Consider the following 25,970-nt stretch of genomic DNA (forward strand, 5'->3'; position numbering starts at 1 on the left):
ATGTGGTGGGGGGTGGCATCGGCCCTGCTGGCCAACGTCTTCTACAGCACCGGCTTCGTACTCGAGAAGCGGGCGCTGTCCGGTCTGCCGCGACTGAGTACGGGACAACCGGCCCGAGTCGTACGACTGCTCATCGGCAGCCCACTGTGGCTCGGCGGTTCGCTCGCGCTCGCCGCCGGCTTCGCGGCACAACTCGCCGTCTACCGCACACTTCCCATCGCCGCCGCGCAGGGCATCTTCGTGTCCGGTCTCGTGCTGCTCCTGCTGCTCTCCTCGGTCGTGCTGGGCGAGCGGCCCAGCGGCCGGGAGCGACGTGGCGTGGTGATGATCACCCTCGCCCTGCTGATGGTCATGGCCTCTCTCCAGGACTCCGACGCCGTGGGCGGGCATGCCTCGGCCGGCCGCGTCCTGCTGATCTGTCTGCCCGCGCTCGCGGCGGGGCTCGGGTTGTACTGGGCGGTGGAGCGCCGGACCCGCCGCCGTCACCGGATGCCGACCGCGGGTGTCGAATACGGCGTCGCCGTCGGCCTGTTGTACGGCGTCAGCTCACTCGCCATCAAGGGCGTCTCCGGTCATCTGACGACCAGTGGTGTCGGGGACGCGTTATTCGACCTGCTGAGGTCTCCCTACCCGTACATCCTGCTCTTCACGGGAGCCACCGGTCTGGTCCTGTCCCAGACCGCGCTGCAGCGCTGCCGGGCGTCTCTGATCGTGCCCGTGTGCACCACCGTCACCTGTCTGTTCACTGCCGCGCTCGGCACTTTCGTCTTCGGCGAGTCCCTGCCCGGGGACCCGCTGCGGCTCGCTCTGCGGCTCGGCGGCACCGCACTGGCCGTCTCGGTCCTGCTGATGCTTCCGCGGCATGACCAACACCCCACTCCCGCGAAGGAATTGGCCCGTGAAGCCTGACGATCCCCTGCTCCGGATCATCGCCTGCCCGATCGACAAGGGGCGGCTCACGCTGCTCCTGCCCGAGGAGGCCCTCTACAACCCGCGGCTGCACCGCCGCTATCCGATCATCGATGGGATCCCCCAGCTGCTTCCCTCCTCCGGTATCCGGGTACCGGACGAGGAACACGAGCGGATCCTCAGACGGATCGGCACATGACACTCGCCGCCCGGACCCGGGCCCGGGCCGCCCGTCCACGATCAGCCGGCAGGCCCGGTCCGGCCAGGCCAGGCCAGAGACAAGGTCAGGCCGGGACCGGCTCGATCGTGCGGCTGCCCAGTGCCTGGCCGTACCGGCGCAGGAGGAGTACCGCTGTGGTGGCCAGGCCGGTCAGCAGGCCGAGCCAGATGCCGAGGGTGTCGAAGCCCCCGGGGTAGGCGAGGAGCCATGACGCGGGGAGCCCGACGGCCCAGTAGCCGATGAGGGTTATGCGGAAGCCGCTCCTGGTGTCGTCGAGGCCGCGCAGGAGTCCCACGCCGATGTTCTGCGCGCAGTCGAAGAACTGCAGGAACGCGGTGACGATGAGCAGGTGGGTCGCGATGGTGAGGGCCTGTTCGGAACCGGAATCCAGGAAGGGGGCCAGGACCAGCCGGGGCATCGCGAGGTAGGCGATGCCAACGACGGTCATGACGGCCGCGGCGCAGGTGAGTGCGGTGTTCTTGAGGCGGCGTGCGTCGTCGGTACGGCCCAGGGCGAGTTCGCGGCTGACGTTGATGGATGCGGCGTGGGAGAGGCCGACGGCTACCTGGAAGACGATGTAGACGAGCTGGTTGACGGCCGTGTGCGCGGCAAGGGCGGCGGGGCCGAAGGAGCCGGCCATCAGCGCGGTGATGGAGAAGAAGCCCGCTTCCGAGCCGTAGGTCGCCGCGATCGGAACGCCGAGGCCGATGAGCCGCTTGACGGTGGCCGGGTCCGCCTTTGCCACGTTCAGGGTGAGCAGCGGCGCCAGCTCGCTGTCCTTCTTCGCCGAGACGTACAGGGCGAGGAAGGACAGGAGGTACACGGTGGAGGTCGCGACGCCGATACCGGTCAGGCCGAGACGCGGCAGTCCCCAGGTGCCATGGATGAGGGCCCAGTTCAGGCCCGCGTTGACGGCGATGGACGCGATGGTGATCTGCAGCAGGGCCTGGGGGCGCCGCATTCCGACCGTGAACTGGCGGATGGCCTGGAACCACAGGCAGGGCAGCAGGCCCGGAGCCAGGGCGATGAGCAAGGTCCGGGTGCGTTCGACGACGGCGGCATCCTGTCCGAGCCAGGTCAGGGCAGGGCCGATGAGGATCATGAGGACGGCTCCGGCGATGCCGGCGAGGGTCGCCACGGCCAGGCTCGCCCGGACGATCGCCCGGACCTCCTCGTGTTCCCCCGCCTTCCCCTCGGGTTGTCGCTCCGACTGCCCCGACTGCGCCGACTTCTCGGCGCGGGCCGCCGCGGCGGCGATCTGATTGCCGACGGAGGTGACCAGGCCGACGCCCATCGTGCGCAGCTGGTTGAAGATGACGATGGCCAGGCCGCCCGCGGCGAGCTCCTGGGTGCCGAGCAGCCCCATCATCACGGTGTCGGTGGTGGTCAGGGCGACCTGCGCGAGCTGCGTGAGGATGAGCGGGACGGCGAGGGTGGCCAGCGCGCGGCTGTCGCGGAGAAGAGTGGTCAGCATGGGGTTATCGGTTCCTGCGGAGTTTGGTGAGGAGCTCGTCGATTTCCCGTTCCGCATCCGTGTCGAGGAGATCGCGGGCTTGCATCCAGTCGTCGTTGAAGACGGTGTCCATGTACTTCTCGCCGCCGTCGTTCACCAGCGCGACCATAGTCGTGCCGGGGGGAAGCGATGACAGTCGGGTCAGCGCCTCATGGACGACGCCGCCCGCGGAGCCGCCGATGAGGAGTCCGGTGCGCGCGACCGCACGGCAGGTGGCGAACGCTTCGATGTCGCCGACCTTGACTCCTTCGTCGATGAGGTCGAAGTCGACGAGCAGACCGATCTCGGCCCCCTCGGGGGTGCCGGTGCCGGACTGGTAGTAGTCGTGGGCCGGGCCGCCGAACGCGATCGATCCCTTGGGCTCGACACCGATGGTGGAGAAGTCCGCTATGAGCTTGCGCAGTTCGCGGGCGGTGCCGCACAGGGCCCCGCCAGTGCCGACCGCGCCGATCAGGACGTCGATACGGCCGTCGAGGGCCTCGCTCAGTTCATGGGCGACGGGGAAGTAGCCGACGCCATTGCTGGGGTTGTTGTGCTGCTCGGTGAAGATGGTGTTGTCCTGCCCGCGGGCCATGTCTTCGGCCAGCTCCTCGCGGGCGGCGGTGGCCAGCTCCTCGGTGCCGTCGTCGACGACGTAGACGAGTTCGGTGCCCAGGGCCTTCATGCCGCGCAGCTTGTCGGTGCAGGCGTGGTGGTCGACCACGGCGGTGAAGGTGTAGCCGCGTTCGGCGGCGATGACGGCGAGACCGAGGCCGGTATTGCCGGACGTGGACTCGATGATCCGGCCGCCGGGCCGCAGCTCACCGCGTTCTTCGGCATCGGTGACCATCTGGCGGGCCATGCGGATCTTCGCGGTGCCGGTGGGGTTGAACATCTCCAGCTTCAGCAGCAGGCGGCTGCCGGTTTCTGTGGTGGCCAGTTCGAGCAGGGGGGTGTAGCCGATGAGGTCGGACACGCGGGAGACCACGGCGGGGCGCTGAAGTGCTCCGGGCATCGAATGCTCCTGTGAAGGGGGTTGGTGGTGCGACGGCTCAGGGGTCAGGTGAAGTGACGGTCCAGCCGCCAGCGCGGACGCGGTCGCTCGGTGTGGTCGACGACGACCTTGGGCGGCAGGGCCAGGTCGTGGAAGGGCGACTCGTTGGAGTCCATCTGGTAGCCCGCCGTGTTGGGGTACACGAGCAGGTCACCGACGCGCGGCTGTCGGGGGAAGGGGATCTTCCGCCAGGTCAGCATGTCCGATTCGAGGCAGGTCGCGGCTCCCACGGCGGCGGGGTACGTACCTGTTGAGGCGTCCGGGCTCCGGGAGAGCAAGTACGGGTCGGGCAGGTACTCGCTGTTGAACCACTGCTCGGACAGGCTCAGGCTGGTGCCGTCGACGGTCAGGAGCCGATAGCCGTCGCGGTCCTTGACGCCCTGGATCCGGAACACCGTCGCGCCGGCGCGGTCGAGCAGGGCCCGGCCGGGCTCCATCAGCAGGACGACGCCGGATTGCCTCAGCAGCTCGGCGAGGCTCCGGCCATGTCCCTCGGGGCGCGCGGCGAGTAGCGATCGCAGCGCCTCGGCTCCGGCGGCCGGAGAGTGATACGGGTAGAAGTCGCCGGTGGTGAACGACTTGCCCGCGTGGTAGTGGCCGCTGCTGTGTTCGCTGAGGAAGGTGTGCCAGCTGTCGGCGTCCGTATAGCTGATCGCCAGGCCGCCGCCGATGCTGATCCTGTCGGCTTCGAGCCCCAGGGCGCGGGCCTTGAGGCACAGTTCGACCAGGTGTCCGGCGAGGTCGGCGCGCGGCTGGACGGCGTAGCCGGAGAGGTGGAAGCTGAAGCCCTCCATGCGTACGGAGTCGCCTGCGCGTACGCAGCGGTCCATGGCGATGGCCAGCTCGGCGTCGTTCATGCCGAAGCGGCTGCTCGGCTGGGCGGGCGGCAGGCAGCGCAGCAACAGCCGGGCCGGGCCGACCGTGCCGGGGAGTACCGCCGAGATGATGGTGTCGAGTTCGTCGAGCGCGTCCACCGCGACCAGCGAGCCGTGCCGCACGGCGAGGCGCAGCAGGTCCTCGCTCTTGGCCGGACCGGTGACGACGATGTTCTCCCCGCGTACGCCGTGTCCCAGGGCCTCGCGCAACTCACCGACGGATGCGACGTCGACGCCCGCCCCGCCGGCCGCGCACCGTTCGATCCACACCGCGGCCTTGTTGGCCTTCTTCGCGAAGTACACGAACCCGTCGACGCCCGCGGACTCCAGGGCGGCCCGCATCGCTTCCAGATTGGCGTCGAAGGCGTCGGGCAGCAGGAAGTGGAAAGGTCCGCCGAAGGCGTAGGAGAGTTCCTCGATCAGTCCACTGGCCAAGACCGCGTCCGTTGCGGCGTCCGGCAGCGCCGGCAGGGTCGGCCGGCGGGCTGGGCTCACTGCCACAGCGCTACCTCGGTGCCCAGGCCCTGGGCCAGCGCGAGCTGCGCGAAGCGATGGCCGAGAGCGATGTCGGTGACGACCAGGCCGCTGTTGTAGGCGAAGATCCGCGCCTCGGCCGAGCGGCGGCCGGCCGCGACACCCGCGAGTACGGGCGGGAACTCGCTGTCGACCGCGGGGAGTTTGCCGTCGGCATCGGCCATGTCGGTGCCGGTGACGTTCATCTGCGCCTCGCTCGTGGCGATGACGCGGTCTGCCTGGTGGAGGGTCGAGGGGGCGAGACCGTGGCCGACCAGGATGGACAGCGCGCCGGGCCTCAGCCAGTCCGCCTCGACTGCGGCCGGTGTGTGCCCTCCGGCGGTGGCGACGATGACGTCGGCGTCCGCGGCCGCGGCGCGCAGATCGGTGACGATCTCCAACTCCCGCTCCGGGAAGTGCGTGTGCAGCTGTTCACGGACCGCGGTGATGCCCTCGGCGTGGGTGCCGAACAGCATCAGCCGGTCGAGGTCCGGGAGGGTGGTGAGGAGGAACGGCAGGGCGAGGCGGCCCTGCGTCCCGGTGCCGATGACCAGCGCGGTGCGGGCGCCGGGGGCCGCGCATTCGCGGGCCAGCAGCGCGGAGACGGCCGGGGTCCGCAGCGACCCGATACGGGAGCAGTCCATCATCGCCACCGGCAGGCCGGTGACATCGTCGTAGATCGTGAGCGACGTGTAGTAGTGCTGCTCCTCACGGCCCTTGTCCAGGCCGTGCTTGTAGGAGGTCTTGATCGCGACGACCTCGCGTGAGCCGTCCCGGCCCAGCATCGCGTACGAGACCGAATGCCCGTCCCGCGGCTTGACGGTCAGCTTCCGGGGGTTGTCGGACAGACCGCCGTGGAGGGTGCGGTAGGCGCCTTCCACGGTGGCAACCACGTCGGCCAGGGATATGTCGATCCCGGCCAGGTCCGTGGTCGAAAGGATCCGCAGGTGCTTGTCGTCGCCGGACACGGGGGCGCCGACGGGGGCGGTCGAGGTGTCGCTCATGGTGTTCCTCCAGTCCGTGGGCGGGTGTTCAGCCGGCGTGCGCTTCGAGAGCGGCCTGACCGTAACCGTGCTCATCGGCTTCGGCCAGAGGGCGGGTGCGCCGCCCGGGGACGCGGACTGAGGCCCGCTTGAGCCACCGGTCGGTTCCGTCGTAGCGGGCCTGGAAGGGCACCCGGCCGTGGACCACGAGGTCGTTGTCGACTACGAGAACCTCGCCCGGGCTCAGGCTGACCGCGACCGATACGCGGGCGAGTTCGGCCTCCAGGCGCCGGTAGGCGGCCTGGTAGGCGTCGTCCGCTTCCTCCACCGGCGTGTACGCCGGGTCGAAGCGAAGCGTCATGCCCTCCTCGGTCGCGAACAGCGTGGGTACGGCGGGAGGCGCTTGTTCGGCGTAGCCCTGGGCCTCGTCGTAGGCGTCGTCGGGGAGGATCGGCAGCACGGGCCGCGTCAGGATGTCGATGTCCTCGTCAGCGAGGCGGGTCATGCGGATGCCGGCGGCGGTGGTGGCGATGTTGTCGTGATTGCGCATGCAGCCGAGCATCAGCAGGTGCGCGCGGCCGGGATGGAAGGCGTCCTCTGTGTGGGGGCTGAGGAGCACGGTGCTGCTGGCGCCGGTCTGCGCGGTCTCATGTCCGGGCGAGGGAACGATGTTGTGGACGAACCGGCCGTCCTGCTGGCCTTGCCAGGCGATGGGGTTGCCCATCATGGTGGCGAGCAGCAGCAGCGTGATGTCGTAGACCGCCCCGCTGTCACCGGCGGTGGCCCAGCCCGAAGGCGTACGGCCGATGGCTTCGTCGTCGACATCTAGGCCTCGCAGGACGAACAGGCCATCGGCGGTGTCGACGGGACGGCAGTGGTGGCGAAGGCCGTCACTGAAACTGTCGGCCGTCTGCGCAACCCGCTCCAGGAGCTGGGGAGATGTGGCGGATGTGCCGAATTCGGCCAGTATGTTCTCTGCGGCCTGGCGGAGTTCGCCCACTGCGTGGGGGTCGAGCTGGCGGACAGGTGCGGCTGCCGTGCTCATGGCGAGGTAGTCCGTTTCCGTCGGATGGCAGGGGAGTCGGGGCTGCTGGAACACATCTGCCGTCACCCGCGATTGGAGCCGCGGAGGCGTAACGGGCAGGTCTGAGCAGCCGCCCGAATGGGCGGCTGGGGGCGTGGTCACCGGCGACCGATTCGAACGCTACCAGGTAACTTAGGCAAGGCAAACCTTACCTACCTCGTGATACCCTGATGATCTCTCAAGTCGCGGCTCCTGACGGTCGGTTCGCCACACTCGACACACTCAGCGCTATTCGCTCATACGTCCGCCAAGGGCCCGCAGGCTTGCGGGAATGGCTTCCATTAGGATAGGCAACCCTAAGCACCCCCCCGAATTGCTCTGACGTGGATCGAGGACGTACGTGGACATCAACAGGCGCCAAGTGCTGTGGGCCGGCGGAGCGATAGGCGCGTCGGCACTGCTTGCCGCTTGCTCGGGAGGCGGTGACACCTCGGACAAAGCCGCCGGCGCGGGCGCCAAGCCCAAGAAGGGCGGCACGCTCAGGGTCGGCGCACTCGGCCGCGCCTCCGCCGTCACGAGAGACCCGCACGGCACGCAGGCCAACGAGAGCGACTACCTCGTCATCTCGCTCGTCCATGACACCCTCACCACCCCCGGCGCCAAGACGAACACCGCGCCCCGCCTGGCCTCCGGTTGGCAGGCGTCCGACGACCTCAAGACCTGGCGCTTCACCATCGCCAAGGGCGCGAAGTTCCACGACGGCACTCCGGTGACCGCCGAGGACGTCGTCTGGTCACTGCGCCGGCTGCGCGGCACTCCCTCCGGCGCGTCCCGACTGCCCGGCATCAAGGCCGAGAACATCAAGGCCGAGGGCACCGGCACCGTCGTCCTCGTCTCCGACTACGCCAACGCCGAACTGCCCCTGCTCACGCGTCTGACGACCTTCGTGCTCAAGAAGGACACCAGCGAGAAGGAGCTCGGTAAGGCCCCCGGCACCGGTCCGTTCAAGCTGGAGTGGTTCCGTTCCGGCAACGCCCGGCTCGTCCGCAACGAGGACTGGCACGGCGGCGAGGTCCTCCTCGACGCCATCGAGGTCAAGATCTTCGAATCCCCGCAGGCCATGTCCAACGCCCTGCTGGCGGGACAGATCGACGTCGCCTCCAACGTCGGCGCGGTCGCGGCCCGTACGGCCGAGAAGCGGGGGGACATCCAGATCGTCCGGCGCCCCAACGACATGGCGATGCCGATCGTCATGCGTACTGCCAGTGGCCCGTTCGCGAACCCGAAGGTGCGCGAGGCACTGCGGCTGGCCGTCGACCGCGAAGCCATGGTCAAGCAGGTCCTGTCCGGATACGGCACCGTCGGCAACGACATCCTCGGTACCGGCGACCCCGCGTACGCCAAGGACGTCCCGCAGCGCGCCCGCGACCTGGCCAAGGCCAAGTCGCTACTCAAGGAGGCGGGCTTCGACACCTCCAAGACGTACAAGCTGGTGACGACGGAGGACATCTCCGGACTGGCCGAGTCCGCGACCCTGTTCGCCACTCAGGTCCGCGAGGCCGGAGTGAAGATCGAGGTGGTCAAGCAGGAATCCGCCACGTTCTGGGACAAGACCTGGCTCAAGGGCGACCTGTACACGACGTACTGGGGCACCAACGACTCCGTGGTGTTCTTCGCCTCCAAGACGATGGTCTCCGAGTCCGGCCAGAACGAGACCGGCTGGAAGAACACCGCCTTCGACGCGGCGTACCGCAAGACCATCGGCACCAAGGACGCGGCCGCCCGAGCCAAGGTGCTGCGCGAACTGCAGCAGATCCAGCACGACACGTCCGGCTACCTGTTGTGGGGCGTGGCCGACGGTATCGACCTGGCCGCCGCCCCGGTGCGCGGCCTGCCCACCCTGCCCGGCTACGGACGTGTGCAGCTCGAGCGGGCATGGCTGGCCCGCTGAGCCGTACGGCGACACAGCCCGCGACCGGGCCGGCCGGAGGGGAAGACCTCCGGCCGGCCCGGCCCGTGCTGTCCGGAGTCCTCCGGCTGGGCGGCCTGCTCGCCCGCCGGGCGCTGCTGCTCGCCGTACTGCTCGCCACCGTCTTCGCCGCCGTCGAACTGCTGCCCGGAGACGCGGCCAACGCGACATCGGAACGCGGCGAGAGCGCGGCCGATCTCGCACAGCGCCGCGAACTCCTCGGTCTCGACCGCCCCGTACTCACCCGCTTCACCGACTGGATGACCGGCCTGCCCACCGGTGACCTCGGCACCACCGCCCGCGGCGAGTCCGTCGCCGACCTGCTGTCCCGCCCCTTCCCCAACACCCTCCTCCTGGGCGGGCTGGCCCTGCTGGCCACCCTGGTCCTCTCCCTCGCACTGGGCTGCTGGGCGGCGCTCAAGCCCGGCGGCAGGGCCGACCGCGCCGTCTCCGCCACCGCCACCGGCGTCCTCGCGCTGCCCGAATTCGTCGTCGCCGTAGCCCTCGTTCTGGTCTTCGCGCTGTGGACCGACTGGCTGCCCGCCGTCACGCTCACCGACGCCGACGGCTCCCCGGCCTCCTGGCAGATGCTCGTGCTGCCCGTACTGGCCCTGGCCATCCCGCAGATCGGCTGGAACACACGCATCGTGCGCGCCGCTCTCGCCGACGAGGCCAAGGCACCGCACGTGGAGACCGCGCTGATCGACGGCCTGCCGCGCAGGCGCATCCTCGTCCACCATCTGCTGCCCGGGGCGACACCCACGATCGCGGCAGGCGTCGCCACCTCGACCGGCATGCTGCTGGGCGGAGCCGTCGTGGTGGAGACCATCTTCAACTACCCGGGTATCGGCTCGGTGCTGGCAGGAGCCGTCACAGACCGGGACAGCCCCGTCGTCGCAGGGGTCGTCGCCATCACCGGGGCCGTCATCACAGGTGTGTTCCTGCTCGCCGACCTCGTACGAGCCTGGGCTTCCGGAGGCCGCATATGACCGCTGTGACCGCCCTGAGGCAGTCCATACGCAACTCGCACCGCCCGAACCTCCTGCGCATCCTTCCCGCGTTCCTGCTCATCGCCCTCGCCGTCGCCGGGCCGTGGCTCGCCCCGCACGCCATCGACGCCCCGGTCACCGCTCCGTACGCCGAACCGGGCGGCGACGCACTGCTCGGCGGCGACCAACTCGGCCGGGACGTGCTCACCCGTCTCCTCGCCGGTGGCCGTGAACTCATCGCCACATCCCTGCTCGTCGCCGTCCTCGTCACCGCGGCGGCCGCGCTGCTCGGCGCGCTCGGCGCCCTGCGCCCGACCGTCGGGCGGATCGTCGAACGTTCCGCGGACGTCCTGATGCTGCTGCCCGCCGTCCTCGGCATTCTCCTCATCGCCCTGTCCTGGCCGGGCGGCGGCCGCTTCGCCGTGATCGCCGCCGCCGTCGTCATGGGCGTGCCCTACGCCGTACGGCTCGTGGCCGGCGCGGCGGCGCCCGTCGCGGCCTCCGGCTACGTCGAGGCGGCCGCGGTCGGCGGCGAACGGCTGTGGCATCTCGTCGTACACGAAGTCCTGCCCAACCTGCGCGCCACTCTCCTCGCGCTGTTCGGACTGCGCTTCGTCGCCGCGGTCTACGTCGTCGCCACCGCGGGCTTCCTTCAGGTCGGGCCTCAACCACCGGCCGCCGACTGGGCTCTGATGATCCGTGAGAACGCGGGTGGGATCGTCCTCAATCCATGGGCCGTGCTGGCCCCCAGCATCGCCATCGGCCTCCTCGCCATGAGCGTCAACCTGGCGGCTTCAGCACTCGTGCCGCAGACCGGCAGGAAAGCGGTGACCGCGCTGTGAACCACATGCCCCAGTGGTACCCCGAGGGTCAAGTCTCCTCCTCCGAAGCAGCGGTGAGCGTCACAGATCTGACCGTCGCCGCCCCGGACGGCCGCCTTCTGCTGGAGGGCGGCAGCCTGGAGGTCCGCCCCGGTCGCGTCACCGCGCTCACCGGCCCTTCCGGCTGTGGCAAGACCACGCTGCTGCGGGCCGTGGCCGGTGTCCTGCCGCCGGGCGCGCGGCGTACGGACGGCAATGTCGAGGTCCTCGGACAGGACGTACTGTCGCTGGGCGCATCCGAGCTGCGCGCCCTGCGCCGCCACCGGCTCGCCTACCTCGGACAGGACCCCGGCTCCGGCCTCAACCCCCGGATGAAGGTACGCCGCCTCCTCGCTGAAGTCGCCGTGGACCGCGACTCCGAGGCACTGGGCGCCCTGCTCGCCGAGGTCCAACTGCCCACCGACAACGGCTTCATGGCACGTCGCGTCAGAGAGCTCTCCGGTGGCCAGCAACGGCGCGTGGCCCTGGCCAGGGCGCTGGCCCGCCACCCGGCCGTACTGCTTCTGGACGAACCCACCGCCGGCCTCGACCCGGCTCTGCGCGACGAGATCGCCGAGCTCCTGCGGCATCTGGCGGTCAATCACCGGCTCGCCGTCGCACTGTCCTGCCACGACGCGGACCTCGTCGCCCGGCTTGCCGACGATGTCGTGGACCTGGCCCGGGGAGCGGCCGCACCACCACCTGCCCCGCGCGCGATCGGCCGACCACTCCCCCAGGGTGGTCCGACACTCGAAGTGTCCGGCCTGCACGCCTCCTTCGTACAACGCGGCCGGCGTATCCCCGTCCTCCACGACATCGGCCTGACCCTGGCCGCCGGCTCCAGCACGGGCATCGTCGGCGCCTCCGGCTCCGGGAAGACGACCCTGGTGCGCGCCGTCGTCGGACTCCACCGCCCCAGCGGCGGCACGGTCACGCTCGACGGAGTGCGCCTCAACCCCACGGCCCACGGCCGCACCCGCGAGCAGCGCCGACGCCTCCAACTCGTACCGCAGGACCCGCTGGGCACCCTCAATCCGAGCCGCACAGTGGGAGCGACGATCGGCCGCCCCCTGCGCCTGCACCGGCGCGCCGACCGCGGTCAGTCACCCGGCCGCGTCCTGGAACTCCTGGAACAGGTAGGCCTCCCCGCCCACTTCGCCGATCGCTACCCCCACGAACTCTCCGGAGGACAGCGCCAACGTGCCTCCATAGCCCGCGCACTGGCTGCGGACCCCGACGTACTGGTCTGCGACGAAGTGACCTCCGCCCTGGACGACAAGACCGCTGCCGCGATCATGGATCTGCTCGAAGACCTACGGGAGCGTCGCGGCCTCGCCCTCGTACTGATCAGCCACGATCTGCGCCTCATCGCGAGCCGTACCGACGCGCTCCTCGTCCTTTCCGGAGGCCACGCGGTCGAATCGGGCCCCACCCCACGGCTGTTCACCTCCCCGTCCCACCCGGCGACCGCCTCCCTGGTAACCGGCGCGGTCCAGCCGACATGAGGGACCGGTGCGACAACTCCGTCGTCGTGGCATCCAGCGGTCGTCGAGGCTGATGCGAGGCGGGCGACCTGGGATGAAGCGGTGAAGCCAGTCGTGATGCGCTCCTCGGCCGGATCGGTCGGAGCCGTCGGAGCGGCCGGAGCCGTCGGAGCGGGAGTGGCCGCCCTGCCACTGCGTCCCGCGATGGTGCGGCCCGGTCCGTCCGTCGGGCAGGTGCCGTCGCCCTCGGCGTTCGCCGGACCTCAGCTCTGGGCCGTGGACGTCATGGACTACGTTGCGTACGCGTGGCGGGCAGCGCCGGGTGTGCTGGACGCTCAGGAGAAGGCGCGGCTCGCGAGGTTCCGGCAGCCCGCCGACCGGGACCGGTACGTCTGCGCCCATGTCGCGCTGCGGCTTCTGCTGGGCGCGTATCTACGGGTGCCGCCCGCGGACGTGGAGCTTGTGCGCAAACCCTGCCCGGGGTGTGGGGGACCGCACGGCAGGCCGGCCGTGCCCGACGACCCGGTGCACTTCTCGCTCTCGCACAGCGGGCAGTTCGCGCTGCTCGGGTTCGCCCGTACGCCTGTCGGCGTGGACGTGGAGAGGATGGTGAGCGCGCGGACGGCCGTCGACAGCGTACTGGGCAGCCTGCATCCCGAAGAGATCAGTGAGCTGCACGCGCTTGCCGAGGATGTCAGGGCCGCCGCGTTCACTCGGCTGTGGGCGCGCAAGGAGGCGTATCTGAAGGCGCTCGGCACGGGGCTGAGCCGCGGTCTCGCGACGGACCACATCGGTTCGGCGGCACGGCACCCCGCCGGCTGGTGGCTGGCGGACGTGGCCGTGCCGGATGCCGACTACGCGGCCGCCGTGGCACTGCGCACCGGAACGGAGGCCGCTCACGCCGCTTCTCGTTCCCGGTGAGCCGGGAACGAGAAGCGGCGAAGCCCGAGCGGGATCAGGAGGTGCTGTAGCGGCGCAGATACTGGCCCGTCGCGGAAGCGTCCGCCTTCAGCAGTTCCGTCGGTGTGCCGGTGAAGACGATCTCGCCGCCGTGCTTCCCTCCGTCCGGTCCGAGGTCGATGACCCAGTCGGCCTGCCGGACGATGTCGAGGTTGTGCTCGATGACGATGACCGTGTTGCCCTGGTCCACCAGCCGGTTCAGCAGCGCGACGATGGTGTCGACGTCCGACATGTGCAGCCCGGTCGTCGGCTCGTCGAGTACGTAGACACTGCCGGAGCGGTGCAGTTGGCCCACGAGCTTCAGCCGCTGGCGTTCACCGCCGGACAGTGTGCTCAGCGACTGGCCCAGGGTGAGATAGTCCAGGCCCACGTCGAGGAGCCCGGTCAGCTTGTGGTGCACCTCGCGCTCGGTGAAGAACTCGACGGCCTCCTCCGCGGGCAGTTCGAGTACGTCCGCGATGGACTTGCCGCGCAGTCGGTACGCCAGCACGTTCTCCTTGAACCGGCGGCCGTCGCACGAATCGCAGTGCGTGCGCACCGGATCCATGTACGCCAGCTCGGTGACGATCTCGCCCCGGCCCTTGCACTCGTCGCAGGCGCCCGCGGAGTTGAAGCTGAACAGGCCGGCCTGCGCCCCGCTCGCCTTGGCGAAGAGCTTGCGGATCGGGTCCATCACATCGAGGTGACTGGCCGGCGTGGACCGGGAGGACGCCTTGATGGCCGACTGGTCGACGTAGATCGTCTCCGGGTATGCGCTCATGAAGGCTCCGGCGACCAGCGAGCTCTTGCCCGAGCCGGCGACGCCGGTGACGGCCGTCAGCACGCCGGTGGGAAGACTCACCGAGACGTTCTTCAGATTGTGCAGACCCGCGCGCTCGATCAGCAGCTCGCCGGTCGCCCGGCGTACCGGGTCCTTGACCGACCCGGTACGGCGCAGGCCGGCGCCGGTGAGCGTGTCCGCCTCCTTGAGCTGCGTGAACGAGCCAGCGAAGACGATCTCGCCGCCGTGCACACCGGCGCGCGGACCGACATCGACGACATGGTCGGCGATCTCGATGACGTCCGGGTCGTGTTCGACGACCAGGACAGTGTTGCCCTTGTCCCGCAGCTCTCGCAGCAGGTCGTTGAGCCGGCCCACGTCCCGGGGATGCAGACCGGTGCTCGGCTCGTCGAAGATGAAGGTCATGCCCACGAGGCTGCTGCTCAGATGGCGCACCATTTTCAGCCGCTGCGCCTCGCCGCCGGAGAGCGATGTGGTCTGCCGGTCCAGGGACAGATAGCCAAGGCCGATCGACGAAATCCGCTGAAGGGCGGTGCTGATGCCTTCGGCGATCGGTGTCGCCACCGGATCGTCGATCGTGGCGAGGACGTCGATCAGGTCGCTGACTTCCATGCGGGACCAGTCGGCGATGGTGTGGGGGCCGATCTTCGTGGCGAGTGCTTTCGGGTTCAGCCGTGCGCCCTCGCAGGCCGTGCAGTCGCCCAGGGTGATGAACCGTTCGACGTTGGCCCGGCCGCGCTCGCTCAGCGAACTCAGATCACGCTTGAGGTTGGTGCGGGCGAAGCGGGCGACGACGCCTTCGTAGTTCAGCGCCGCGGTGCTGTTCGCCGTGCTCACCGTGACCTTGCCGCCGCTGCCGTGGAGCAGCATGTGCCACTCGTCATCGGTGTAGTCCTTGAGCCGCTTCGCGTTGTCGAAGTGGCCGGAATTGGCGTACTGCTGCCAGTCCATGCTTCCCACCTTGTGAGTGGGAAGCTGGATCGCGCCTTCGTCGAGTGACTTCGTACGATCGAGCATGCGCTCCACGTCGACGCGGCGCGCCTGTCCGAGGCCGTCGCATTCGGGGCACATGCCCTGGGGGTCGTTGAAGGAGTATGCGGAGGGCGGGTTGTACGGCGTGCCATGGCGGGAGAAGAGCACCCGGATGCTCGAGTAGATGTCGGTCATCGTGCCCACCGTCGAGCGGGCGTTGCCGCCGACCGGCTTCTGGTCCACGACGACCGGAGCCGTGAGGTTGCTGATCATGTCCGCGTGTGGCCGCTGATACTTCGGCAGCTGATTTCGGATGAACCAGCTGAAAGTGCCGTTCAGTTGCCGCTGTGCCTCCACCGCCACGGTGTCGAATACGATGGAGGACTTTCCTGATCCGGATACCCCGGTGAAAACAGTGATTTTATTCTTCGGTAACCGCAGTGTCACGTCTTTGAGATTGTTCTCACGCGCACCGACAATGAGGATACCGTCTTCATTTTCTCCCATACCGGAACGGTACCGAAAGCCGCTTGGTTCGCGCTGCGGGAACGGACAATTATGCGCCATGAGTTGGGCCGGCGGCGGGTTGGTGAATCGGCCCCGCCGCACCGCCCCTCCTCATTGCCTCAATGGATTGAGCGCGGACTCTCCGATCGCCGAGCGGAGTTCGGGGTCGGTCACTCCGAGCCCCTCCTCCGGAGCCAGACACAGGACCCCGACCTTGCCGATGTGCTGGTTCAGCTGCACCAGCCGGGCAGCCTCACCGACGTCGTCCAGCGGGTGGACCTCGGAGAGCACCGGTACGAGCTTGCCGAGTCCGAACAGGCGGTTGCACTCCGCCTGTTCCATGAGATTGGCCGCGTGGCTGCCGACGATGCGCTTCGAATGCATCCACAGATAGCGGTTGTCGTACTCGTGCTGATACCCGGTGGTGGAGCCGCAGGTGACAACGGTTCCTCCGCGACGTACGACGAACACCGAAATGCCGAATGTGGCCCGGCCGACGTAGTCGAACACCACACTGGGGTCTTCGCCGACCGCCTGGCGAATGGCGCGTCCCAGGCGCTTGCCCTGCTCGATCATCTCGTCCCCGGTGACGGCGGTACCCACGCCGAGTACCGACCGGTCGATAACCACGTCGCAGCCGAGCGCGCGCAGTGCACGGGCCTTTTCCCGGGAACTGACCACGCCGACAGGAATGCCGCCTGCCTGCTTGACCAGTTGCACGGCGAAGGCGCCGAGGCCGCCGGTCGCGCCCCAGATCAGCACGACGTCACCCAACTTGATCCGGGCGCCCTTGTCGCTGATCAGCATCCGGTAGGAGGTGGCCGCGGTGAGGAGCGTGCCCGCCGCCTCCTCCCAGGTCAGATGGCCCGGCTTGGACAGCAGCTGGCTCGCTTTGACGACGGCGAAGTGCGCGAGTCCGCCGAAGTTGGTCTCGTAGCCCCAGATCCGCTGTTCCGAGCCCAGCATGGCGTCGGCATGCGTCGCCGGTTCGTGGTCGTCCACCTGCACACAGCTGACCACGACGTGGTCGCCGACGCCCCAGCGGCTGACGGCGGCCCCGGTACGCACCACGACGCCCGCCCCGTCGGATCCGACGACGTGGTACGGAAGGTCGTGCCGTGCGGCGAAGCCGCCCTGCCGGCCGAGACGGGTGAGGAAGGCGAAGGTCGGCAGCGGTTCGAAGGTCGCCGACCAGACGGTGTTGTAGTTGATGGCGCTCGCCATCACCGCCACCAGCACCTCATCGGGGGCCAGTTCGGGCATCGGCACTTCGCCGACGTGCAGCGACTTGCGTACGTCCTTGTCGGCGACGCCCTCGAAGATGCCGACGTCCTCCGTCCGCAGATGCGCGGCTGTGTACGCCGCGGGCAGGGGCGTGTTCGCCAGGTCCTCGGCCGGCGCCCCCGCCAGCACCGCCTCACTCAGGGCGTCCATGGCGCTCGCTCCCCTCGGGTGGTCCGCTCGGTGCCCGCGCACGGCACGGCGCCGGCGGTCACGACGCGGGGGTGCTCTCGTCGAGGTAGCACTGCCGCTCGACGTACAGGTCGGATTCGCTCTCGGCCAGCTGCCGCAGATCCTGGACGTGCTCCTGGAAGCCCGGCCGGGCGACCGCGGCCCGCAGCGCCTGGGCGTCCTCCCAGCGGGCGATGTTCACGTATCGCTTCGGGTTGCCGATGTCCCGGGACAGGGTGTAGCCCAGAATGCCCGGCTGCGCCGTCATGAACTCGGCGATGCGGGCGAAGGCCTTCTCGAAGTCGTCCGGTTCGCCGGCGACGGTGAACCTGTTGACGAAGGTGACATTGCCCGCGCGGTCGCCCTGGTTGGCCATGGTGGTCTCCTTGTGCGGTGTGAGGATGGCGATCAGTCTTCGGTGGCGCTCTCGAAGGCCGGTCGAGGTCGGACGGACAGCGTGTGCAGGCAGGCGACCAGGCTGCGGGCCTCCACGTTGAGGTAGTGGCTGTGGCGCAGCAGGGCCGACAGCTGGGCCAGGGTCACCCACCGGTAGCCAGGACGAACCGCGTCGAAGTCCTCCGCGACCTCCACCACCAGATAGCGGTTGCGCGCGTGGAAGAACCGGCCGCCTTCCTCCGAGTGCACGGCGTCGAACCGGATCTGCTCGGGGCGCGCGTCAAGCACCTCTGTCAAGTACGGCGGGCGTTCGCCGCCCGGCAGCGCGTCATGGTTCGACGGTGTGCACTGCACGGTGGGAGCGAGTTCGACGACGTCGACGAATCCTGGCTCGGCTTTCGCCTGTACGAGCACCTGCAGCACCCCGTCGGCCTTCTTCACGAGGAAGGCGCACACGCCCTCGTCGCAGGGCTGGATCATCGGCTGCGACCAGGTGCGGACCTCCCGGCCTACGGCCGACACCTGGACCCCGACGACGGTGAAGAACGCGCCGTCGGGACGGGCGATCCTGCCGTCCGCGCGCCGCCAGCCCTCAACGTCGCGCAGCGGTATGCGCTCGGCATGGCTGTCGAGGCCCGAGCGGACCTCGGTGATCCAGCCGAGCAGCGCGTTCATGGTGTGCGGTTCGGCTGCCTCGGGCTCGCAGGACCGGACGAGACAGGAGGTGAACGGGCTCGCGACCGTGCTGCCGTAGACACCTGACAGGCCGGTGGCGGCGAAGGGCAGGCAGGACAGCACGGTGCGGGCGTCCATGTTCACCAGATCATCGGCGGCCAGCAGCCGGTGCAGCTGCCCGAGGGTCAGCCAGCAGAAGCCGTCGCGCAGTTCGATGTCCTCCTCCACGCGCACCACCATGTTGCGGTTGCGCTTGCGGTGGAACCAGGAGCCCTGCTCGGACTGCCGGACATCCGCGAGCACTTGGTGGCGCGAGGTGTCGCGGAAGTAGTCGAGATAGGGCACCCGCGCGCCGCGGTGCACACGGGTGAAGTTGCTGCGGGTGGCCTGCACGGTCGGCGACAACTGGAGTCCGTTGTGGTTTCCCGGCTCGACCTTGGCCTGCATCAGGAAGTGCAGTACTCCGTCGAACTCCTTGACCAGGATGCCGAGTATGCCCACCTCGGGCTGGTTGAGGATCGGCTGCTGCCAGCTGCCGGCAAAAGTCTGTTCGATCCGTACGTCCAGGCCCTCCACGGAGTAGAAACGTCCGGATTCATGCGCGATGTTGCCGGTCACTGGATGGGTGTGCCAGCCGGTGAGTTCGTCCAGCGGGACGACCCGTACCTCCATGGACGCATGCCGTTTCTGGTCGGTGAGCCACTGGTGGAAGCGGCCGAAATCGGGGAAGAGTCCGGACGTCGCCAGTACGGATCTCGCGATCTGCAGGGGCACGGTGTCCCCGTGATCCTGCCCTCGCAGTCCGGCCGTCGGGAAATATGTCGTCAAGGCGGGGCTCCCAGGAGTGCCTGATCGCTCGGCAGGGTTTCCCGTCACGGTCGTCCCGGGGCCTCGACATAGCCTCCAGCCGTGCTCGAACGGCCGGAGCCGGGCGGGTGAGGACCCGCCCGGCTCCGTCGGACGCCGCTCGGTCAGGCGTTGAACGCCGCGGCGTTCTCACGCACCCACTGGGCGAAGGTGCGCGCGGGCTTGCCCGTCACCTTCTCCACCGTGGGCAGCACGGTGTAACCGGCCTCCGGCGGGTTCGTCCGCATCATCAGGAAGAACTCGATGTCCTCCTCCGCGTAGCCGGTCTGGCGCCACTGCTCGACGATCTCGTCCCTGGACAGCTCGATGTACCGCACCTCGCGGCCCAGCGCCTCGGCGATCGTGCGCACCTTCTCCGCGGGCGTCAGCGCCTGCGGGCCGGTAAGCCAGTACTCCTGCTCCGCGTGCCCGTCGGCGGTCAGCGCGACCGCTGCGACGGCGGCGATGTCCGCCTCGTGCACCATGGCGCTCTTGGCCTCGGCGAACGCCTCACGGACAACACCCTCGGTCTTCACCGACTCGGCCCACTCCAGGGCGTTGGACATGAACTCCACCGGCGAGAGGTGCGTCCACTCCAGATTGCTGGCCTCGATGGCCTGCTCCAGCGGGCTCTTCTCGGTGTCGCCCTTGAGTACGGTCACCTTGCGCACGCCGGCCTTCTGCGCCAGGTCGACGATCTCCTCGCCATTGGTCAGCGCCGAGTAGTCCTCACCGTTGAAGCTGATGAGATGCGCGGCGGTCACTCCGTCGAAGGCCTTGGCCAGGCTGGCGGTATCCGACAGGTTGCCGGCGAACGCCTCCGCCCCGGCCGGGAACTTGGCCTTCTGCGGATTGCGGGTGAGGGCACGAACCTGCTGCCCGGAGGCAACCAACTGCTCGACAAGGGGGCGTCCGACGTTACCTGTGGCGCCGGCGACAAGAATGGTCATGGAATTCTCCTTCCGTCCTGATGCAGACGCTAGGAGCATTCGCGGTCAACGCTTGTCCGCGTTCGGTGCGAAACTTTCGCCATGTTGGAGACCTCGGCCCGGCTGCTTCGTCTGCTCGGGTTGCTACAGACACAAAGGGACTGGTCGGGCACGGAGCTGTCCGACCGTCTCGGCGTGAGCCCGCGGACGGTACGCCGCGATGTCGAGAAACTGCGGACGCTGGGCTATCCGATCAATGCGATCGGCGGCGTCGGCGGCGGCTACCAACTGGGCGCCGGCGCTTCGCTGCCGCCGCTGCTGCTGGACGACGAGGAGGCGATCGCCGTGGCGGTCGGGCTGCGTACGGCGGCCGGAGGCGCGGTCACGGGCATCGCCGAGACGTCCGTACGGGCCCTGGCGAAGCTGGACCAGGTGCTGCCGTCGCGGCTGCGCCACCAGGTCAACACGCTCAGCGCGGCCCTGGTGACGATGCCTATGCCCGGCCGTACGGTCGATCCCTCCACGCTGAGCGCGATCGCCTCGGCGGTGCGCGACCGCGAACGGCTGCGGTTCGACTACGAGTCGTACGACGGCTCGCGGAGCGTTCGTGACGTGGAGCCGTACCGGATGGTCCTTGACGCGCGGCGGTGGTACCTCTTCGCCTGGGACACACAGAGGTCGGACTGGCGCAGGTTCCGGGTCGACCGGCTGAAGATTCGCACTCCCACAGGCCCCAGGTTCAGCCCGAGAGCGCTGCCCACCGAGGATCTGGCCAGCTACTTCGCCATGGGGCGGAACACCGCCCAGTTCCGCTACCGGGCGGTGCTCACCATGCGCGGATCGGCGATGGAGGTGGCCGATGAGGTTCCATCCACGCTCGGAGGGGTGGAACCCATCGACGACGAGACATGCCTGCTGCGGATCGGCTCGGACAGTCTGGACCACCTGGCTGTGTGGGTGGCCGCGTTCGGTTTTGACTTTGTGGTGCATGAACCACCCGAGCTGGTGGAGCACCTCCGGACGCTGACCACACGCCTTCGGCGGGCGGCCTGGCCGGAGGGTGACGACTGCCCCTGAGGTCTGTCCCTGCCGGTCAGGCCCGGGCCGGCGCGGCGGCGACGGACTTGGCGCGTTCCAGCACCTCGGCCTCCGCCGTCTGGAGCGAGGTGGCCGCCTTCTCCAGCTCCAGCGGGTCCTGGGAGGTGTAGGGGGTCACCGTGTAGGACGCGGTGATGATCTCCAACTGGTATCCGAGGACCTTCTCCAGGACGGTACGCAGATACGGCGCGCAGTGGTCCATGGCATGATCGGGCGAGCTGGCACTGTAGTCGCCGCCGTAGGCCAGCAGCACCGTGGCCGGGCGTCCCGCCAGCGGGTTGACACTCGGGTCGTAGGGCAGCGTACGGCCCATCAGCAACGACTGGTCCAGCCACGCCTTGAGGTGCGAGGGGATGGTCCAGTTGTGCATCGGCGCGCTGATCAGCAGCGCGTCCGCGGACAGGATTTCCTCCACCAGTTCGTCGTGCAACGCGGCCGCCGCGCGCTGGCTGTCGGTCTCCGGCTCATTGAGGAGGGTGACGACCCCGTCGCCGTCCAAGTGAGGTACCGGGGCCGCGACGAGGTCGCGGTAGGCGACCGTCGCGTGGGGCTGTTCCTTGCCCCACACCTCGCGGAAGGAACCGGCGAGCTTGCGCGACACGGAGTACAGCGAGGGCGAGGAGTCGATGTGCAGCAGGTTGGCCACGGGATACCTCTCATGAAGAGCGATGAACGCCGTGCGGTGGCGCTCGTGATGGACGCATGGTGCGGTGCCGCGCTCGAACCCGGTCAGAGTGCGGCTTGCGTGCGGGGCGAGGTCACACGCGGACGCCGACGAACAGACCCCGGCCGGACAGCACGCCAGGGACGTACTCCGGCCGCAGACCGGCCTGTTCGAAGGCCGTCTCGTACTGCTTGCGGGTGAAGAGCATGGCGCGGTGCACTTCGCGCACATGCCGGACGCCGTCGCTCGGCGAGGCCAGCAGGTAGTGCACCTGCATCTGCGACGTGTCGCCTTCGCGAACGGTGTGGGCGACCCTGGCGATGGTGGTGCCCTCCCACTCGACGACATCGCTGGACACCCAGCGGTCGACATAGGTCTCGGGGAACCACCACGGCTCGACCGCCACCACTCCCCCGGGCACGACGTGCCGGGCGAAGCAACTGAGTGACTGGTTCAGCTCGTCGACGGAATCCACATAGCCGATCGAGGCGAACAGGCAGGTCAGGGAGTCGAAGGTGCGACCGAGGTCGAACGAGCGCATATCGCCGGTGTGCAGCGGGATGTCCGGCATGTCGACTCGTGCGAGCTCCAGCATCGGCTCGGAGAGGTCGATGCCCTCCGTCGGACCGATGAGTTCGGTGAACGGTTTCAGATGTCCGCCAGTCCCACAGGCGACGTCCAGCACGGAGGAGGCCCCAGGGAAGCGCTGGTGGATCTGTTCGGCGACCACCTCGGCCTCCGCGAGATAGTCCTTGCCCCGCGCGGTGTGCTGCGCGTAGTAGATCTTCGCCGACTCGGCGCCGTACATACCAACTCCTCCATTGCGGCAGTGGTGTTGCCCAGGTCCCGGCAGACTCCCCCTCCTGCGTCGAGTGCCGCTGGAACCCGGCCGGGGCTTGAGCGAGTCCCGATCGAAGCGGTCCACCCTTCACGCAGTGCTTGGTTTCTTGAGCGAAGGAAGCGAAGGAAAGGACACCATGTCCGCAAACGGCAGGGTCGTCGTCCTGGGCGGTACGGGTTTCCTCGGGCGGCATGTGTGCGTGGCCCTCGGCGAACGCGGCTTCGATGTCGTCGCCGTCGCCCGCAGGCCGCCGGTCGACGCCATTCCCGGGCGGTTCCTCGCACGCGACCTCGTCCAGCTGTCGCCACAGGAGCTGGCGAAGGATCTGGACGAGATCCGGCCCGCGGTGGTCGTCAACACCGTCGGGAGCATCTGGGGGCGCACCGACGAGCAGATGTGGAAGGCCGCCGCCGTCCCGACGCTGCGTCTGCTGGACGCGCTGGCGCTGCTGTCCGAGCGGCCCCGGATGGTCCATCTCGGCTCGGTGCTGGAGTACGGCCGGATGACGCCCGGCAGCACCGCGGGAGCCGCCACGGTGGCGAAGCCCACCAGTGCGTACGGCCGGGCGAAACTGGCGGCGACGCAGGCGGTGCTGGAGCGGATGGAAGCGGGCGAGCTGGAGGGCATGGTGCTGCGGGTGAGCAATCTCGCGGGCCCCGGCAGCCCGGACGTGAGCCTGCTCGGCCAGGTCGCCCGCCAGCTCCTGGCGGCGGGCGAGAGGCCGGCAGTGGTCCGGCTCGACCCCCTGCTGGCCCACCGCGACTACGTGGACGTCCGCGACGTCGCCGACGCCGTGGTGGCCGCCACGGCGTCGAAGGTGTCCGGCGAGCTGGTCGACATCGGCAGCGGCGAGAGTACGCCGGTGCGCACCGTGGTCGACCTGCTGATCGAGCGCAGCCGGCTGCCCGCCGCCGTCGTGGAGCGCAGCGGGTCGGGCAAGCAGCACTCCACCGAGACCTGGTCGCGGGTGGACATCGGACCGGCCGAGCGGCTGCTCGGCTGGCGGCCGCGCAGGCCGCTCGCCGATGCGGTGGAGGCGTACTGGCGCGAGTTCATCGAGCGACAACACATCACGACGCGAAAGGGAGAGCCGTCGGCATGACCACTTATGTCTGGGACTATCTGCCGGAGTACGAGGCGGAACGCGAAGATCTACTGGACGCCGTCGACACGGTGTTCCGCTCCGGCAAACTGGTGCTCGGGCCGAGTGTCGGCGGCTTCGAGCGCGAGTTCGCCGACTACCACGGGGTGGCGCACTGCACCGGCGTGGACAACGGCACCAACGCGGTCAAGCTCGGCCTGCAGGCTCTGGGCGTCGGCCCCGGGGACGAGGTGATCACCGTCTCGAACACCGCGGCGCCCACGGTGGTGGCCATCGACGGCACCGGCGCCACACCGGTGTTCGTCGACATCCGTGAGCAGGACTTCCTCATGGACACCGCGCAGGTGGCCGCGGCCATCACACCGCGCACCAAGGCCCTGCTGCCCGTACATCTCTACGGGCAGTGCGTCGACATGGCGCCGCTGCGTGAACTCGCCGACCGGCACGGGCTGGTGATCCTGGAGGACTGCGCCCAGGCGCACGGCGCGCGTCACCACGGCAGACTCGCAGGCACCATGGGCGACGCGGCCGCGTTCTCGTTCTACCCGACCAAGGTGCTGGGTGCCTACGGCGACGGCGGGGCGGTGATCACCTCGGACGACGAGATCGACGGCGACATGCGGCGGCTGCGCTACTACGGCATGGAGAAGACCTACTACGTGGTGCGCACCCCCGGACACAACAGCCGCCTGGACGAGGTGCAGGCGGAGATCCTGCGCCGGAAGCTGCGCAGACTTGACGGCTACCTCGCGGGCCGCCGCACCGTGGCGGAGCGCTACGAACAGGGTCTGGGCGATCTCGCCGACCGGGGTCTGCTGCTGCCCGCCACCAACGAGGGCAACGACCATGTGTACTACGTCTATGTGGTGCGCCATCCCCGGCGGGACGAGATCATCGAGGCGCTCAAGCGCTACGACATCTCACTGAACATCAGCTATCCCTGGCCGGTGCACACCAATTCCGGCTTCGCGCATCTCGGCTACGGCACGGGATCGCTGCCGGTCACCGAACGGCTGGCGGGCGAGATCTTCTCGCTTCCCATGTATCCCTCTTTGCCGGCCGGCCTCCAGGACAAGGTGATCTCCGCCGTACGGGAGGCCGTACTCGCCCTCTGAGTCACAGATGACGGCAGGGCCCACCCGGTGCGGGGTGGGCCCTGCCGTCATGAGGGACTTCAGACGAGTGCCTCGATGGCCTTGATCACCTCCGCCGGGGCGGGCAGAGCGGCGATCTCGTCGGCCAGCCCGCGGGCACGCTCCCGGTAGGAGGGCTCGGCCAGCATCTTCGAGATCTCGGCCGCGACGTCCTCGGGCGGTTCGTGGTGCGACGCCATGGTGACCGAGGCGCCGTACTCGTCCACCCCGCGCATCGGGATCGCCGACGCCAGGATCTCGGGGAGGACCAACTGCGGGACTCCGGCGCTCAGCAGGGTCATCACCGTGACGCCTCCGCCGTGGTGCACCGCCACGTCCGTGGTCGGCGCGATCACGTCGAGGGGTACGAATCCGGCCTTGACGTCCGGGTATTCGGCCCGGATCTGCGAAGCGAGCGGCTCCGACGTCGCCACGACGACCTCCACGTCGCCCTTGCCCAGCAGCGGGTTGTCCAGCAGGGGCCGGAAGAAGTCCATGCCCAGCGCCGGGATGAACACGCTCCGCGAGCCGGACGTGATCAGCACCCGCGGACGGTCGCCCTTGGCGTACATCCACGGCTGCAGCGGGATCTGCGGGTTGCCGGCGGTCCAGCGCATGGGCTGCGCGGGTTCGGCGTAATCCGGCCGCACGCTGGGCGGAGTGATGTCGATGAACATGTTCGCGTCGGGGATCGCGTTCAGACCCAACTGGCCGAGTTCCGGGCGCAGTTCATCGGTGGCTCCCAGCCAGTCGACGTCCGTGCGGTCGTAGATGGCCCAGGTGTGGCGGACGTGCGGAAGACCGAACCGGTGGGCGACCAGTGGGGCGGCGAGGTTGTACTCCCCGCCGATCACCACATCGGGCTTCCACCGCTCGGCCAGCTCCTGAGTGCCCTGAAGGCTCGCCGCCGAGAGCCGGGCGAAGCCCCGCCCCGCGAAGTCCATCTCGCTGTCCTCGCCGGTGGGCATCTCCAGCCAGTTACCCTCGCGGTCCTTCAGTATCGCGTCCGCCATGCCCAACTGGGTCACCCCACAGGCGGGCAGGCCGAGGCCGTTGATGAGGTCGAGGTTCTCCTCCGGCGCGGCCACGATGACGTCGTGGCCGGCCGTCCTCGCCGCCGACGCGAGCGGCGCGCCTGCGTGTACGGGCGCGGCACCGCCCCCGGCGATGAACAGGAATCGCATGGTTTCTCCTTAGCTCATCAAGGACCGAGGGCCACGGCGGGCGCCGCGCCCGGCGGCC

23 protein-coding genes are annotated in these 25,970 nt (G+C 69.2%); 10 read left to right on the plus strand and 13 right to left on the minus strand.

Annotated features, from left to right (window positions below):
• Entirely contained in the window at positions 1–909 is a 909-nt protein-coding gene (locus J7E87_RS02750; protein WP_215089436.1) for a hypothetical protein, read from the plus strand.
• On the plus strand, positions 899–1,108 hold the full coding sequence (locus J7E87_RS02755) for a Trm112 family protein (protein ID WP_215089438.1): 210 nt from the start codon (positions 899–901) through the stop codon (positions 1,106–1,108). The genes J7E87_RS02750 and J7E87_RS02755 overlap by 11 nt, the downstream gene beginning before the upstream one ends.
• Positions 1,109–1,193: 85 nt before the next feature.
• Here J7E87_RS02755 and J7E87_RS02760 read toward each other — a convergent pair whose 3' ends face one another.
• Genes J7E87_RS02760 through J7E87_RS02780 form a run of 5 tightly spaced genes read right to left on the minus strand, consistent with a single transcriptional unit; the run spans position 1,194 to position 7,091 of the window.
• Positions 1,194–2,603: an MATE family efflux transporter gene (locus tag J7E87_RS02760; RefSeq protein ID WP_215089440.1), complete on the minus strand. Its 1,410-nt coding sequence runs from the start codon at positions 2,601–2,603 to the stop codon at positions 1,194–1,196.
• Between the two features lie 4 nt (positions 2,604–2,607).
• Positions 2,608–3,636 (minus strand): cysteine synthase family protein, encoded by a 1,029-nt coding sequence (locus J7E87_RS02765; protein WP_215089442.1) that lies wholly within the window; start codon positions 3,634–3,636, stop codon positions 2,608–2,610.
• A gap of 44 nt (positions 3,637–3,680) precedes the next feature.
• A complete protein-coding gene (locus tag J7E87_RS02770; protein ID WP_215089444.1) occupies positions 3,681–5,051 on the minus strand; it encodes a Y4yA family PLP-dependent enzyme in 1,371 nt (456 codons plus the stop codon).
• Entirely contained in the window at positions 5,042–6,067 is a 1,026-nt protein-coding gene (locus tag J7E87_RS02775; RefSeq protein ID WP_215089446.1) for an ornithine cyclodeaminase family protein, read from the minus strand. Before J7E87_RS02775 ends, J7E87_RS02770 begins: the two co-directional genes overlap by 10 nt.
• A 28-nt stretch (positions 6,068–6,095) precedes the next feature.
• Positions 6,096–7,091, minus strand: a complete 996-nt coding sequence (locus J7E87_RS02780; RefSeq protein WP_215089448.1) for a TauD/TfdA family dioxygenase — start codon at positions 7,089–7,091, stop codon at positions 6,096–6,098.
• A gap of 379 nt (positions 7,092–7,470) precedes the next feature.
• Between J7E87_RS02780 and J7E87_RS02785 the strand changes: the two genes are divergently transcribed.
• The 5 genes from J7E87_RS02785 to J7E87_RS02805 all read left to right on the plus strand — a co-directional run bounded on the left by J7E87_RS02785 (position 7,471) and on the right by J7E87_RS02805 (position 13,293).
• Positions 7,471–9,021: an ABC transporter substrate-binding protein gene (locus J7E87_RS02785; RefSeq protein WP_215089451.1), complete on the plus strand. Its 1,551-nt coding sequence runs from the start codon at positions 7,471–7,473 to the stop codon at positions 9,019–9,021.
• The gene (locus J7E87_RS02790) at positions 9,006–10,028 is read left to right on the plus strand and encodes an ABC transporter permease (RefSeq protein WP_215089453.1); all 1,023 of its coding nucleotides are present in this window, start codon (positions 9,006–9,008) and stop codon (positions 10,026–10,028) included. The genes J7E87_RS02785 and J7E87_RS02790 overlap by 16 nt, the downstream gene beginning before the upstream one ends.
• Positions 10,025–10,870 carry an ABC transporter permease gene (locus tag J7E87_RS02795; RefSeq protein ID WP_215089455.1) on the plus strand — a complete coding sequence of 282 codons (846 nt, stop codon included), beginning with the start codon at positions 10,025–10,027 and terminating at the stop codon, positions 10,868–10,870. Before J7E87_RS02790 ends, J7E87_RS02795 begins: the two co-directional genes overlap by 4 nt.
• On the plus strand, positions 10,867–12,393 hold the full coding sequence (locus J7E87_RS02800) for an ATP-binding cassette domain-containing protein (protein WP_215089457.1): 1,527 nt from the start codon (positions 10,867–10,869) through the stop codon (positions 12,391–12,393). The genes J7E87_RS02795 and J7E87_RS02800 overlap by 4 nt, the downstream gene beginning before the upstream one ends.
• A gap of 81 nt (positions 12,394–12,474) precedes the next feature.
• Entirely contained in the window at positions 12,475–13,293 is an 819-nt protein-coding gene (locus tag J7E87_RS02805) for a 4'-phosphopantetheinyl transferase superfamily protein (RefSeq protein ID WP_308312825.1), read from the plus strand.
• 34 nt (positions 13,294–13,327) lie between these two features.
• Here J7E87_RS02805 and J7E87_RS02810 read toward each other — a convergent pair whose 3' ends face one another.
• The 5 genes from J7E87_RS02810 to J7E87_RS02830 all read right to left on the minus strand — a co-directional run bounded on the left by J7E87_RS02810 (position 13,328) and on the right by J7E87_RS02830 (position 19,911).
• The gene (locus J7E87_RS02810; protein ID WP_215089459.1) at positions 13,328–15,592 is read right to left on the minus strand and encodes an excinuclease ABC subunit UvrA; all 2,265 of its coding nucleotides are present in this window, start codon (positions 15,590–15,592) and stop codon (positions 13,328–13,330) included.
• 111 nt (positions 15,593–15,703) lie between these two features.
• Complete coding sequence (gene ccrA, locus J7E87_RS02815) at positions 15,704–17,026, minus strand: crotonyl-CoA carboxylase/reductase (RefSeq protein ID WP_215089461.1); 1,323 nt, start codon at positions 17,024–17,026, stop codon at positions 15,704–15,706.
• A gap of 58 nt (positions 17,027–17,084) precedes the next feature.
• A complete protein-coding gene (locus J7E87_RS02820; protein WP_215089463.1) occupies positions 17,085–17,420 on the minus strand; it encodes an antibiotic biosynthesis monooxygenase in 336 nt (111 codons plus the stop codon).
• A 32-nt stretch (positions 17,421–17,452) separates the two neighbouring features.
• Entirely contained in the window at positions 17,453–18,943 is a 1,491-nt protein-coding gene (locus tag J7E87_RS02825) for an NDP-hexose 2,3-dehydratase family protein (RefSeq protein ID WP_251016867.1), read from the minus strand.
• A gap of 143 nt (positions 18,944–19,086) precedes the next feature.
• The gene (locus J7E87_RS02830) at positions 19,087–19,911 is read right to left on the minus strand and encodes an NAD(P)H-binding protein (protein WP_215089465.1); all 825 of its coding nucleotides are present in this window, start codon (positions 19,909–19,911) and stop codon (positions 19,087–19,089) included.
• A gap of 81 nt (positions 19,912–19,992) precedes the next feature.
• On the opposite strand from J7E87_RS02830, the gene J7E87_RS02835 reads away from it, so the two are divergent.
• The gene (locus J7E87_RS02835) at positions 19,993–20,967 is read left to right on the plus strand and encodes a YafY family protein (RefSeq protein WP_215089467.1); all 975 of its coding nucleotides are present in this window, start codon (positions 19,993–19,995) and stop codon (positions 20,965–20,967) included.
• A 16-nt stretch (positions 20,968–20,983) separates the two neighbouring features.
• On the opposite strand, the gene J7E87_RS02840 is transcribed toward J7E87_RS02835, so the two are convergent.
• Together J7E87_RS02840 and J7E87_RS02845 are read right to left on the minus strand one after the other, a co-directional pair.
• Positions 20,984–21,634 carry an FMN-dependent NADH-azoreductase gene (locus tag J7E87_RS02840; RefSeq protein ID WP_215089469.1) on the minus strand — a complete coding sequence of 217 codons (651 nt, stop codon included), beginning with the start codon at positions 21,632–21,634 and terminating at the stop codon, positions 20,984–20,986.
• A 112-nt stretch (positions 21,635–21,746) separates the two neighbouring features.
• Positions 21,747–22,460, minus strand: a complete 714-nt coding sequence (locus J7E87_RS02845) for a class I SAM-dependent methyltransferase (protein WP_215089471.1) — start codon at positions 22,458–22,460, stop codon at positions 21,747–21,749.
• A gap of 169 nt (positions 22,461–22,629) precedes the next feature.
• Here J7E87_RS02845 and J7E87_RS02850 point away from each other — a divergent pair, with 169 nt between their 5' ends.
• Both J7E87_RS02850 and J7E87_RS02855 read left to right on the plus strand, forming a co-directional pair.
• The gene (locus J7E87_RS02850) at positions 22,630–23,595 is read left to right on the plus strand and encodes an NAD(P)-dependent oxidoreductase (RefSeq protein ID WP_215089473.1); all 966 of its coding nucleotides are present in this window, start codon (positions 22,630–22,632) and stop codon (positions 23,593–23,595) included.
• Positions 23,592–24,710, plus strand: coding sequence for a DegT/DnrJ/EryC1/StrS aminotransferase family protein (locus tag J7E87_RS02855; protein ID WP_215089475.1), 1,119 nt, complete (start codon positions 23,592–23,594; stop codon positions 24,708–24,710). Before J7E87_RS02850 ends, J7E87_RS02855 begins: the two co-directional genes overlap by 4 nt.
• 59 nt (positions 24,711–24,769) lie before the next feature.
• Here J7E87_RS02855 and J7E87_RS02860 read toward each other — a convergent pair whose 3' ends face one another.
• Complete coding sequence (locus tag J7E87_RS02860; protein WP_215089477.1) at positions 24,770–25,912, minus strand: glycosyltransferase; 1,143 nt, start codon at positions 25,910–25,912, stop codon at positions 24,770–24,772.
• Between the last annotated feature and the right edge of the window lie 58 nt (positions 25,913–25,970).

The sequence above is a fragment of the Streptomyces sp. ISL-1 genome, from assembly GCF_018614585.1.
Taxonomy (GTDB): domain Bacteria; phylum Actinomycetota; class Actinomycetes; order Streptomycetales; family Streptomycetaceae; genus Streptomyces; species Streptomyces maoxianensis.